Source organism: Dehalococcoidia bacterium, assembly GCA_025054935.1.
In the GTDB taxonomy this organism is placed as follows: domain Bacteria; phylum Chloroflexota; class Dehalococcoidia; order SpSt-223; family SpSt-223; genus JANWZD01.
This window is the reverse complement of record JANWZD010000002.1, coordinates 36,398-48,385: the sequence shown is the minus strand read 5'-3', so window position 1 is coordinate 48,385 and position 11,988 is coordinate 36,398. Positions and strand designations below refer to the sequence as shown.

Here is an 11,988-nt window from a genome sequence, read left to right as displayed (position 1 = left end):
TATCTCTGGTCATTACCGTCACGCTGCCGCTCCCGTTTCAGTTTCACTCTCCTCGAGCGACATCGCCGAGAAGCCGGCGAAGCCGCACTTTGGCGCGCTGAAAGAGCGTCTTCACGGTGTTTTCCGGCATCCCCAGCGCCTCTCCCATCTCCTTGAACGTCAGGTCGGTGGTGTAGCGCAAGGCAACGACCTCGCGGTACTTCTGCGGCAGGCGCGTGATCGCGTCGCTCAGGAGGCGCTGCAGGTCGGCGCGCTCGACGATCGCCTCGGGGAGCGGCGCCTCATCCGGCACCAAATCGAGCGGGGCGTCCTCCTCCCCCGCATGCTCAAGATCGGAGAAGAGGAGCTGGCGACGGGCGCGCAGGAGGTCGATCGCCTTGTTGCGCGCGATCTGAAACAGCCACGGCCGGAGCGTTTGATCGAGCCGCGCGCTGGCAAGGTGCGTATACAGCTGCAGGAAGGTGGCCTGAGCGACATCTTTGGCGTCGTCGGCATTGCCCACGAAGCGGAAGGCAAAGTTATAGAGCGGCCGGCTGTAGCGGACCACCAACGCTTCAAAGGCGTCGAGGTCTCCCGCGAGAAAGTTCGCGGCGAGCGTCTCGTCGCTGAGCGCTGCATAGTCCACGACCCCGCTCACCCAGGCCGCCATCGCCGGCAGTGCCAGTTGAAGACCGATGTTGCATCGTACCGATCCCTGTGCCGTCATGCCTGCCCCTTCTCCCACCAGTATCACGCGCGAGGCGGCGAGCTGGTTGCAGCCCCTGTCTCGCGCGAGACAGTACACTCAGCGCAAGCAGTGCGAACGACTGACGCGAGGAACGACGTATGGACCCAGCATCGATTGTTCTTCTGATCCTCTTGGGTGTCTGGATGCTCGCTTTGTTTGTCGGGCTGCCCTATTTGCAGGCGCGGCGGCAGCGCCGGCTGATCCGTGAGCTCAGTCATGGCGACCCCGTCATCATCCTGAACGGCGTGCTTGGGAAGGTCCACCGGGTCGACGCGGGCATTATCGAAGTGGAAATCGCGCCGAAAACGCGCGTGCGCTGTCTTCCCAGCGCCATCAGTCGGACCTCGCGGACATAGCGATGGCGAGCGGCGCGCTCGCTACTGGAGCGAGTGACGCGACGCCTCCCGGCGGCGTGCTGCGGCCGTTTCAGCTTGCGCGCGATCTGCGGGGCGTGGTCCGGCTGATCGAGCGCGCATTCGCCGGAGAGGACGCCGACGACCGGCTGCTGCCGCAGGAGGTGCTTGCCCTGCAGCTTGCGGCTCCCTTCCTCAGGGCGGCAGGGGTCCTCCTTCCGGCAGCGCGCGACCTGTTCGCCGGCTTCGTCTGGGAGCAGGACGGGCAGATCGTCGGGAATGTCACGCTGGGACGGCTTGGAGGCGATGCCACGCGCTGGATGATCGGCAATGTCGCCGTCGACCCGGCCTATCGGCGCGCGGGTATCGCCCGCCGACTGACCACCGCCGCCCTGGCCGAAATCGAGCGCCGGGGCGGGCGCGTCACCATCCTCGATGTGCGGGCTGATAATGCGGCTGCCTACGCCCTCTACCGGTCGCTCGGCTTCATGCGCATCGACCAGACCCTCGAACTTCGGCGACCGGAACTGCGGGCGCCGCAATCCGGTCCGTCCTGCATCCGTCCGCTCCGCGCGCGGGAGTGGCGCGCGCTGGCAGCCCTGCTCGACGCGGCAGCGCCCGACCTCGTTCGACGCTTTACTCCGGTCCAGGAGCAGCAAGTGATGGCAACCACCCTTGCCGCCAGTCTCGGCATCGTCGGACGCCTGCTGACCGGCGTTCAGAGCACGATCCTCGTCGCTGAGCGCAACGGCCGCTTGGCCGGCGCCGCCGAGATCGAGATTCGAGGCAGGGGGACGGCGCACCGGCTCAAACTGACGATTCATCCCGCAGCGCGGGGCACTGTCGAGGAGGACCTAGTCGCCGGCGCGCTCGCCTTCCTGCCGACCGGCACAGTGCGCGCCGATGTCCGCGCGAGCGAAAGCGCGGCAGAAGCGGCGCTCTTCCGGGCCGGCTTCACCGCAGTTCGGACGCTCGACCGGCTCGCCTACGCTCACCCTTCCTGAGAGAGGAGCGATTTGCAGTTCGCCCTCTCGGGGGTGAGCTACAATCGCACGACGAGAGGGCAGCAGATGCAGGACCTTATCGGACGCAACATCGGCCCCTATCAGATTGTCGAACGACTGGGTCGCGGCGGCATGGCGTCCGTCTACAAAGCGGTCCAAGCGTCGCTCAACCGCAACGTCGCGCTGAAAGTGCTGCCCCCCTCGCTGGCGGCCGACCCGACCTTTGTCGAGCGGTTCCGCCGCGAGGCGAATGCAGCCGCCAGCTTGCAGCATCCCAATATCCTGCCGATTTACGACTTCGGGCAAGATGGGGAGACATTCTACATTGCGATGATGCTCGTGCTCGGCGGCACGCTGCGCGAGCGCATCGGTCGGCTGTCCCTTCCGCTTGCCTGCCGGATCGCCAGCCAGATCGCGGACGCGCTTGACTACGCCCATGCGCGCGGAATTGTCCACCGGGATGTCAAGCCGACCAACATCCTGATGGCGCGCGAGGACTGGGCAATGCTCGCCGACTTCGGGATCGCCCGGCTCGTTGAGGCGCAAGGGCTGACGAGCATCGGCACCGGGATCGGCACCCCAGAATACATGAGCCCCGAGCAGGCGCTCGGTCGGCCGGTCGACGGCAGGGCGGATATTTACTCGCTCGGCGTTGTGCTGTTCGAGATGGTCACCGGCCGCCAGCCGTTCAGCGGGCCGGACTCGTTCTCAATCGTGCGGCAGCACGTCGAGACGCCGCTGCCGAAAGCGAGCAGTGTCAATCCCCTCGTGCCGCCCGCGCACGTGGCGATCCCCGAGAAAGCGACCCAGAAATCCCCTGAGCAGCGCTACCAAACCGCCGCCGAGCTGAAAGCCGCTCTGGACCGGGTCGCGGCCAGCAGCGCGCTCCTGCCGCCTGAGCAGACTGCCCCCCTCGCGAGCGTGACCCCGCCGACGGTCGTTGCGCCGCCGGGCGGCGCGCCCCCCGGCGCCATGCCGCCGCCCGCCGTGGGGAGCACGCCGCCGCCCGCCAGCGCCGCTTCTCCGCGTCGGGGCGGGCCGAATTGGCTCCTGATCGGGATCGCGGCGGTCGTCTTGCTCCTCTGCGGCTGCGTCGGCGGCTTCGGCGCGCTCGTGGTGGCCGGCGCGCTTTTTTCGGAGCCGGAGCCTGTCGGGCTCGCCACCGCGACCGCCACGCGGCCCCCGGGCACCGCCACGCCGCGCACGCCAACGCCGGCGGCTGGGTCGCCGACGCGTCCGCCGAACACGCCAACCCGCGTTCCCCCTACGCCGACCACGATCCCAGTCGGGCGCGTGCTTTTTCAGGACAACATGGCCGCCAACGCCAACGGCTGGGACGTCGTGGACAATAACAACGTGCGGGCCTACTTCCGAGGCGGCCGATACATCATTGAGAACTTCTACCCGACAAGCACAAATTGGCAGACGACGCCGCGCAATCACCGCACCATCTACGCTTCGCTCGTGCTCGAGGCCGACCTAGAGAAGCTCGACGGGCCGGACGACAAAGGCTACGGGATCGGGTTCCGCCTCGTTGGGGTCGACGGCTACGACTTTCTCATACGCGGCAACGGTACCTATTCGCTCGGGCGTTACGTTGAGGCGCTGCAGCGGCAGAATCAAGCCGGCTACGACCTGATGATCGAGCCGACGCGTGCCCCGCCGGGAGTGATCAATCTTGGAAATGCCAAAAACCGGCTGAAAGTCGTCGCGCGGGGGAACAACATCACCCTCTACATCAACGATATCTGGGTAGCTGACGTCATCGAGACGAAGCCCGAAGCGCGGCGCGAGGGTACCTTTGGTATCGTTGTCGGCCAGAACCTGACGGTCGCAATAAGTGCCGTCCGCGTCTTCGAAACGCGCTAGCGCGCCGCTCCGTCGCTGCGCGTCGCAGCAGCTATCCGGCTCCCCGCGCGGATCCGGTCGACGCTCGGCGAGGCGCACTATTCGCCGCTGCCAGCGACCGAACGGCGGCGTCAGAGAGCGGCACGGTCCGCCGGCGACGGCGCGCTCGCGCTCCGACGGTGATCAGCTGACCGCCAGCATCCGCTCGATCGCGCGCCGCGCCGGGACAGCGATCTCCTCCGGGATCGTCACCTGCGGCTGCAAGTCGCGCAAGGCGTTGCGGAGCTTCGGCAAGGTGATCATCTTCATGTAGACACAGACGGCAGCGCGATCGGCGGGGAAGAAGCGCTTCGCTGGGTTCTCATGCTGCAGGCGGTGCAGCAGGCCAGTCTCCGTGGCGACAATGAAGTTCTTGGCAGCGCTGGCGCGCGCGTGGCGGATCATGCCGTCGGTCGACAGCATATAGGTGTTGTTGGGCAACATGCCCTGTCCGCGGGCCCACACCAGCGAACTGGTGCAGCCACACTCGGGATGGATGAGCAGCTCGGCATCCGGAGTGCTCTCCAGCAATTCCCGCACTTCTTCGGGGCGGATACCGGCATGAACATGGCACTCGCCCGGCCAAATCTCCATGTTCTTGCGGCCGGTGATCCGCTTCAGATAGTCGCCGAGGAACAGGTCGGGACAGAACAGGATCGGCGTCTCCTCGGGGATCGAACGGATCACCTTCTCGGCGTTGCTAGAGGTGCAGCAGATATCGGTCTCGGCTTTCACCGCTGCCGTTGTATTGACATAACTTACAACAACCGCCCCGGGATGCTGTGCCTTCCATTCCCGAAGCTGCTCTGCCGTTATCGAGTCGGCGAGCGAGCAGCCAGCGTTGGGATCCGGAATGATGACAATGCGGTCCGGATTGAGCAGCTTCGCCGTCTCTGCCATGAAATAGACGCCGCAGAGGACGATGACATCCGCCTTGACGCGGGTTGCCTCCCGCGCAAGGGCGAGCGAGTCGCCGACAAAATCGGCGAGGTCCTGAATCTGCGGGATTTGATAGTTGTGCGCCATGATGACGGCGTTGCGCTCTTTGCGGAGCTGCTGGATCTGGGCGATCAGCTCCTCCTCGGACTCCTGAACTGGCGGTGGAGCGATCTGAATCAGCGAGCTGACCATGCTGGCCTCTCCATGACGAAGTCGAGCGAAAAATCGAGCGCGGTCGCCGAGTGGGTCAGTGCCCCCATCGAGATGAAATCCGGCCGTGCGGCGGCGTAGCGGGCGATCGTCTCCAGCGAGATTCCTCCCGAGACCTCGGTCCAGACGTCTGCGCTGTCGCAGATCTCGATCGCGCGGCGGAGGTCGGCGGGATCCCAATTGTCGAGCAGAATGATGTCGGCGCCGGCGGCGAGCGCTTCGTCCAGCTCCGCGAAGGTGGTCACCTCGACTTCGATAAGCATTCCCGGCGGGGCACCTGCGCGGGCCGCCTGCACCGCCGCGGTGATCCCGCCCGCAGCCACGATATGGTTGTCCTTGATCAAGATGCCGTCATCGAGGCCGAAGCGGTGGTTGCGCGCCCCGCCGACCCGCGTCGCGTACTTCTCAAGGAGCCGCAATCCTGGCGTCGTCTTGCGCGTGTCGAGCAGAGTGACGTTATAGGGCGCGATGATCTCCGCCGCGCGGGCGGCGAGCGTGGCGATCCCCGACAAGCGCTGGAGATAGTTGAGCGCTGTCCGCTCCCCCGTCAGTAAGGCGCGCGCGCTGCCTTCGAGTTCGGCGACGGTACGCGGCCCGGGTGAGACGCTGCCCTCCTCGACGAGCCAAGCAATCGAGACCTCTCCTGGAACAAGCGCAAAGACCGCCTCGAAGACCGGCGCACCCGCGAGCACGCCGGGCGATTTCTGGATGAGCGAGGCGCGGGCGCGCATCTCAGCGGGCACGGTCAGGCGCGTCGTCAGGTCGCCTCGGCCCACGTCTTCGGCGAGCGCGCGCGCGACTTGGTCAGCAAGCCCCGGGAGGTCGGGCGACACCCGGCAGGGGCGCAGGACGGTGTCGATCATGGCCGCTCTGCCGCCGCCACCGGAGCGCGGACTGGGGCAAAATGGGGGGCACGCCCGCGCTGCTGAATAATGCGGCCGCGCCACCTCTCGACCGTCTCCGGAAAATCGTTCCGGTAATGCGCCCCCCGCGACTCGCGGCGGAGCCACGCGCCAAGCGCGATCCGCCGCGCCACGACGCCCGCCTCGTCTTCCGCAAGCCGGGCGAGCGCTTCGCTGAGACCCGCTTCGTTACGGATCACGCCGAGATTGCTGTCGAGCAGCGCTCCCAACGCCTCGCCGCTGACCCCCTGCTCCGGCGGCGCCGGCGGGTGGGCGTCCAATTCATAGCCGCGGTTGAGCGCCTCTTCGAACCCGCTTGGCGCAACCCCCTCGAGGGCCGCAAGCCCGGCGCGCCGGCCGAAGACGAGGCATTCGAGCAGCGAGTTCGACGCCAGCCGGTTCGCCCCGTGCACTCCCGTGCAGGCTACCTCACCCGCGACGTACAGCCCCGGCACGGTGGAGGCGCCATTCCGGTCCGACCACACCCCTCCCATCAGATAGTGCGCTGCCGGCGCGACAGGCAGCAGGTCGGTCGCGAGATCCAGCCCGATCGACGCGAGCAGAGAGACGAGGTTCGGGAAGCGAGCGCGGACGTGGTCCGGGTCGAGGTGACGGAGGGAGAGGAAGACCGGACCATCCTGGCGGGCATAATGGATCGCCCGCGCGACGACGTCGCGGGGAGCGAGCTCGGCGAGCGGATGCGCGAGCGGCCCCGCAGTCAAGAACCGGCGCCCATGAGCGTCGAGAAGATAGGCTCCCTCCCCGCGCAGCGCCTCGGTCAGCAAAAGCGCTTTGTGGCCCATCGCAGCGACCGGCAAGTCGAGCGCGGTGGGGTGGAACTGGACAAACTCGAGGTCGGCGAGCGCCGCGCCTGCCTGCCACGCGAGAGCGATGCCGCGGCCGTTGACCGTCTCAGGGTTCGTGCTCCGGCCGTAGAGACCGGCGCAGCCGCCCGTCGCGAGGACGACCGGCCCCTCCAGCACGCCGTCGATCCCATCCGGCCAGCGGAGCTCGACGCCGGTCACCCGCCCCGCTTTCACCTGCAGCGCAGCGACAGTCGGTCCTTCAAGCACCGAGATCTCAGCCGTAGCGAGAACCACGTTGGCGAGGGCGCGGACAATATGCCAGCCGGTGGCGCCGCCGCCGGCATGGATGATGCGCCGGCGATGGTGGCCCCCTTCGAGGCCGAGCGCGAGCGAGCCGTCTGGCTCTCGGTCGAAGGGGACGCCCGCAGCGATAAGGTCGGCGATGCGCGCTGCCGCCTCTTCTGCCATCAGGCGCGCCGCCTCTTCGTCAACCAGCCCGCCCCCGCACGCGAGCGTATCGCGCAGGTGCTGTTCGGGCGAGTCGTCCGCGCCGATGGCTGCGGCAACGCCGCCTTGCGCCCAGGGAGACGACCCCCCACCAATCGCATTTGTGATCAAGGTCACCTTGCCGCCCGCATTCGCCACTGCCAAGGCGGCGGTCATCCCCGCAGCGCCACCACCGACCACGATTACGCGTTCTGCCATGCCAACCTCACCGATCTACCACGGAAGCTCACGGTCGCGCGCCCCTTCGGGGTTGCCCACAAAGCGGTAACGCGCTGGCGGGCGGCCGCGCCGACGCAGCCGGGCAACCTCTCCCACCGGGAGCAGCTGCTTGCTCTCAAGCAGCGGACGGAACGCCTTCAAGACATTGCTGGTCGACAGCTTGCCAACCTTCGGACCGTAGAACGCCGCGTAAAGGTCGCGGAGCTCGGAGACGGCAAACGGATTGGGCAGCAGTTCAAAGGCTACCCAGGAGTAGCGCAGTTTTGAGCGCAAGCGCGTGATCCCGGTGCGAAGGATATCGGGATGATCCCAGCGCAGTTCCTCCCACGGGATGGAAGGGAGAGGACACCACCACGCTCGCGCTGCCGCTTCCGGGTTGACGATCACCAGGTCGTCCAGCCGCGCTAAGGCCAGATGCCCCACCGAGACGACACGCCCGCGGCTGTCGCGGTGAACGGCGCCAAACGTCGCCAGCTGGTCGAGATACCAATCCGCCGGGTCGTAGCCCGTTTTCCGCACAAGCGCACGGCGGGCGGCCGCTTCAAACGGCTCATCGACATGGACGAGCGCGCCAGGCAAGGCCCACGCGCCCGGCTCGCCCGTCAGAAGGACGTTCACGCGCTCGGCTGGCGTGCCGTCCCCCCCGGCGCGGTAGATAAAGACCACCACGTCGACTGCGATCGCCGCCGTCAGGTCACTCGTCAGGACCGGCGCGATTTCTGCTCTCATAGAGCAAAATTTACGCCGCGCAAATGTCCCTGTCAAGCGCGCTTCCCCGCCCGCCGCCGGGGGAGCGTCCGCCCCCCGGCGGTGTTGCGGAGCGCGTGGATCCCCCCGAAACAGGCCGGTATCATTGCAAAAAGACCGCTTCGTGCGCGAAGGTGGAATGCTCGCCCAACGCTCTCGACCGGCTACGCGATCAAGTCCCTATCTCGACGCGCTCAAGGAACGGGTCGTTGTCTTCGACGGAGCGATGGGCACCTCGATCCAGGCGCTCGAGTTATCGGCGGCCGATTTCGGCGGGCTCGAGGGGGCGAATGACTACCTCGTCATCACCCGCCCTGACGTGATCGAGACGATCCACCGCTCCTTTCTCGCAGCGGGAGCGGACGTCATCGAAACGAACACCTTCGGCGGCAACCGGCTGAAGCTGGCCGAATACGGGCTTGGCGACCGGGTGTACGAGGTGAATTTCCGGGCGGCGCAGCTGGCGCGGCGCGTCGCCGATGAATTCGCAACGCCGGAGCGGCCCCGCTTCGTCGCCGGCTCTCTTGGGCCGACCGGGATGCTGCCCTCGTCCGACGACCCGAGCCTCTCGGCCATCACGTTCGACGAACTGGCGGACATCTTTTACGAGCAGGCCCGTGCCCTCATCGAAGGCGGCTGCGACTTGCTGCTCGTCGAGACCGTGCAGGACCTCCTCGAAGCGAAGGCGGCGGTGGTCGGGATCGGACGCTACTTCCGGGACTCCGGCCGCTGGGTTCCGCTGCAGGTGCAGGTGACCCTCGACACCAATGGGCGGATGCTGCTCGGCACCGATATCGGCGCCGCGCTCACCACGCTTGAAGCGCTGCCGGTCGATGTGATCGGGCTGAACTGCTCGACCGGGCCGGATTACATGCGCGAGCCAGTGCGCTATCTCGCCGAGTTCTCGAGCCGGCCGATCTCGGTGATCCCGAATGCGGGGCTGCCGATTAACGTCAACGGCCGCGCCTGCTACCCGATGGAGCCGGCCCCGCTCGCAGAGACCCTGATCGAATTCGCCCGCGAGTTCGGCGTTAACGCGATCGGCGGCTGCTGCGGCACGACGCCAGAGCATATTCGGCTGCTCGCCGAGCTGGCGGCGGGGATCCGGCCGAAGCCGCGCCGAGCGCGCCCCGTGCCGGCCATCGCCTCGGCGATCAAGTCCGTCCCCCTCGACCAGGAGCCGCGCCCCCTTCTCATCGGCGAGCGCGTCAACACCCAGGGGTCGCGCCGCGTCAAGCGCCTCGTTCTCGCCGAGGATTACGACGGCCTCCTGACGATCGCCCGCGAGCAGGTCGAAGGCGGCGCCCATGCGCTCGATCTCTGCGTCGCCGTCACTGAGCGCTCCGACGAGGAGCAGCAGATGGTTGCTGCCGTCCGCAAGCTGCAGATGGGGGTCGATGCGCCGCTCATGATCGACACGACCGAAGCGAATGTCGTCGAAGCGGCGCTCAAGCACTACCCCGGGCGCGCGATCGTCAACTCGATCAACCTCGAAAATGGGCGCGCCCGGCTCGATGCCGTTCTGCCCCTCGTTCGGGAGTATGGCGCGGCTGTCGTTGCGCTCACCATCGATGAAGAGGGAATGGCGAAGACGGCAGAGCGCAAGCTCGCCATCGCCCGGCGCATCTATCAGATCGCGACCGAGGAGTATGAGATCCCGCCGGAGTGGCTGATCTTCGACCCGCTCACCTTCACGCTCGCCACCGGCGAAGAGGAATTCCGCCGCTCCGCGATCGCGACCCTCGAGGGGATCCGCGCTATCAAGACCTCCCTGCCCGGGGCGTACACCAGTCTCGGCATTTCCAATGTCTCCTTCGGCTTGAAGGCTGCAGCGCGGGCAGTGCTGAACAGCGTCTTTCTCTACCACGCGGTGCAGCATGGGCTCGATCTCGCGATGGTTCACCCCGCCGAGGTGACGCCCTACGCTGAGATCCCGCCCGAGGAGCGCGACCTAGCGGATGATCTCATCTTCGACCGCCGGCCCGACGCCCTCGCCCGGTTTATCGCTCATTTCGAGCACGCCGTCCCCGCTGCTGCCGCCTCGACGAGCGATCCCACCGCCGGGATGAGCGCCGAGGAGCGGATCCACTGGCAGATCCTGCACCGCAAGAAGGAAGGCATTGAGGCGCTGATCGACGAGGCCCTCACCCGGCGCTCGCCCGTCGCCGTGCTGAACGACATTCTCCTCCCCGCAATGAAAGACGTCGGCGATAAATTCGGCGCGGGCGAACTGATCCTGCCGTTTGTCCTACAGTCGGCTGAAGTGATGAAGCGGGCGGTCGCTCATCTCGAACAGTACCTTGAAAAGAAAGAGGGCGTGAGCAAGGGCAAGGTCGTTCTGGCGACTGTCTACGGGGATGTCCACGATATCGGCAAGAACCTCGTCGATACGATCCTGACCAACAACGGCTACACCGTCTACAACCTCGGCAAGCAGGTGCCGGTCAACACGATCATCGACCGCGCCGTCGAGGTCGGGGCCGACGCTATCGGGCTCTCCGCGCTCCTCGTCTCCACCTCGAAGCAGATGCCGCTCACCGTCAACGAACTCCACCGCCGCGGGCTGAAAATTCCGGTGTTGATCGGCGGCGCGTCGATCAACCGCGCGTTCGGACGCCGGATCCTGACGCTCGAGGACGGGACGAAGTACGAAGCGGGCGTCTTCTACTGCAAGGATGCCTTCGAAGGCCTCGAAGTGATGGATCAGCTGATGGACCCGGAGAGGCGGCCGGCGCTCCTCGAACAGATCCATCGCGAGGCTGCGCTCGCCGATGGACGTGCCGGCACAGTTGGGCTCGCGGGACCTGCCGTTCTCCGTCCTGATCTGCCTCGCTCGTCGGTGCGCCCGCTCGACCAGCCGCCGACACCGCCATTCTGGGGCTACCGCGTCGTGCGCAGCGTGCCGCTGGCAGAGGTGTGGCCGCTCCTCGACCTGAACACCCTCTTTCGGCTGCACTGGGGCGGCGCGAAAGCCAAGGGCGCAGCGTGGGACCGGCTGATCGCCGAGGAGTTCCAGCCGCTGCTGGCGACCCTCCAACAGCGCGCCGAAACGGAGGGCTGGCTCGCGCCGGCGGTCATCTACGGCTACTACCCCTGTCAAGCCGACGGCCAGCAGGTGATCGTCTACGACCCCGCAGACTGGTCTCGCGAACTCGGCCGCTTCACCTTTCCCCGCCAGCCGGACGAGCGCCATCTCTGCCTCGCCGACTATCTCGCCGAGCGCGAGAGCGGCCGCTACGACGTCCTGCCTCTTCAGATTGTCACCGCCGGCCGGCGGGCGTCTGACTACATCAATCACCTCCAGCAGGCGGGCAACTACAGCGACATGCTCTATATCCATGGGCTGAGCGTCCAAGTTGCCGAAGGCCTCGCCGAGTGGACGCACCGCCGGATCAAGGCGGAGCTCGGCCTCGGTCCGGAAACTGGCCGCCGCTACAGCTGGGGCTACCCCGCCTGCCCAGACCTGGCTGAGCAGGAGATCTTGTTCCGGATCCTCCCCGGCAGCGAGATCGGCGTCTCCCTCACTCCCGCCCATCAACTCGACCCGGAACAGTCGACCGCCGCGCTGGTCATCCATCATCCCGACGCCATCTACTTCGCGATCCGAGACGGGCGCTAGCCCAACGGGGACGCCGGCCACCCCGCCTTCCTGCCGCGCCTTCAGCGCAGGACGCTGGATACAATAGC

General features: G+C 66.9%; 9 protein-coding genes. 4 read left to right on the top strand and 5 right to left on the bottom strand.

Going from position 1 to position 11,988, the window contains the following annotated elements; all coding sequences use genetic code 11:
• Positions 1 to 43: 43 nt before the first annotated feature.
• The gene (locus tag NZ773_03120) at positions 44 to 706 is read right to left on the bottom strand and encodes a sigma-70 family RNA polymerase sigma factor (protein MCS6800919.1); all 663 of its coding nucleotides are present in this window, start codon (positions 704 to 706) and stop codon (positions 44 to 46) included.
• A gap of 119 nt (positions 707 to 825) precedes the next feature.
• Here NZ773_03120 and NZ773_03115 point away from each other — a divergent pair, with 119 nt between their 5' ends.
• From NZ773_03115 to NZ773_03105, 3 genes are read left to right on the top strand one after another with little or no spacing between them, the layout of a single operon-like run.
• A complete protein-coding gene (locus tag NZ773_03115; GenBank protein MCS6800918.1) occupies positions 826 to 1,083 on the top strand; it encodes a preprotein translocase subunit YajC in 258 nt (85 codons plus the stop codon).
• A 2-nt stretch (positions 1,084 to 1,085) separates the two neighbouring features.
• Positions 1,086 to 2,084: a GNAT family N-acetyltransferase gene (locus NZ773_03110; protein ID MCS6800917.1), complete on the top strand. Its 999-nt coding sequence runs from the start codon at positions 1,086 to 1,088 to the stop codon at positions 2,082 to 2,084.
• Between the two features lie 12 nt (positions 2,085 to 2,096).
• On the top strand, positions 2,097 to 3,953 hold the full coding sequence (locus NZ773_03105; GenBank protein MCS6800916.1) for a protein kinase: 1,857 nt from the start codon (positions 2,097 to 2,099) through the stop codon (positions 3,951 to 3,953).
• 162 nt (positions 3,954 to 4,115) lie between these two features.
• Here NZ773_03105 and nadA read toward each other — a convergent pair whose 3' ends face one another.
• Genes nadA through NZ773_03085 form a run of 4 tightly spaced genes read right to left on the bottom strand, consistent with a single transcriptional unit; the run spans position 4,116 to position 8,283 of the window.
• Positions 4,116 to 5,102, bottom strand: coding sequence for a quinolinate synthase NadA (gene nadA / locus NZ773_03100; GenBank protein MCS6800915.1), 987 nt, complete (start codon positions 5,100 to 5,102; stop codon positions 4,116 to 4,118).
• Positions 5,087 to 5,983, bottom strand: coding sequence for a carboxylating nicotinate-nucleotide diphosphorylase (gene nadC / locus NZ773_03095; protein ID MCS6800914.1), 897 nt, complete (start codon positions 5,981 to 5,983; stop codon positions 5,087 to 5,089). The genes nadA and nadC overlap by 16 nt, the downstream gene beginning before the upstream one ends.
• A complete protein-coding gene (locus NZ773_03090; protein ID MCS6800913.1) occupies positions 5,980 to 7,533 on the bottom strand; it encodes an FAD-dependent oxidoreductase in 1,554 nt (517 codons plus the stop codon). Before NZ773_03090 ends, nadC begins: the two co-directional genes overlap by 4 nt.
• A 15-nt stretch (positions 7,534 to 7,548) precedes the next feature.
• Positions 7,549 to 8,283: an NUDIX domain-containing protein gene (locus NZ773_03085; protein MCS6800912.1), complete on the bottom strand. Its 735-nt coding sequence runs from the start codon at positions 8,281 to 8,283 to the stop codon at positions 7,549 to 7,551.
• Positions 8,284 to 8,440: 157 nt separating this feature from the next.
• On the opposite strand from NZ773_03085, the gene metH reads away from it, so the two are divergent.
• Positions 8,441 to 11,920 carry a methionine synthase gene (metH, locus tag NZ773_03080; GenBank protein MCS6800911.1) on the top strand — a complete coding sequence of 1,160 codons (3,480 nt, stop codon included), beginning with the start codon at positions 8,441 to 8,443 and terminating at the stop codon, positions 11,918 to 11,920.
• Positions 11,921 to 11,988 lie beyond the last annotated feature (68 nt).

What these genes read in the sequence shown, in the direction of transcription:
- NZ773_03120 (MCS6800919.1), bottom strand. Translation starts at nt 706, where the DNA reads ATGACGGCACAGGGATCGGTACGATGCAACATCGGTCTTCAACTGGCA.
- NZ773_03115 (MCS6800918.1), top strand. Translation starts at nt 826, where the DNA reads ATGGACCCAGCATCGATTGTTCTTCTGATCCTCTTGGGTGTCTGGATG.
- NZ773_03110 (MCS6800917.1), top strand. Translation starts at nt 1,086, where the DNA reads ATGGCGAGCGGCGCGCTCGCTACTGGAGCGAGTGACGCGACGCCTCCC.
- nadA (MCS6800915.1), bottom strand. Translation starts at nt 5,102, where the DNA reads ATGGTCAGCTCGCTGATTCAGATCGCTCCACCGCCAGTTCAGGAGTCC.
- nadC (MCS6800914.1), bottom strand. Translation starts at nt 5,983, where the DNA reads ATGATCGACACCGTCCTGCGCCCCTGCCGGGTGTCGCCCGACCTCCCG.
- NZ773_03090 (MCS6800913.1), bottom strand. Translation starts at nt 7,533, where the DNA reads ATGGCAGAACGCGTAATCGTGGTCGGTGGTGGCGCTGCGGGGATGACC.
- NZ773_03085 (MCS6800912.1), bottom strand. Translation starts at nt 8,283, where the DNA reads ATGAGAGCAGAAATCGCGCCGGTCCTGACGAGTGACCTGACGGCGGCG.
- metH (MCS6800911.1), top strand. Translation starts at nt 8,441, where the DNA reads ATGCTCGCCCAACGCTCTCGACCGGCTACGCGATCAAGTCCCTATCTC.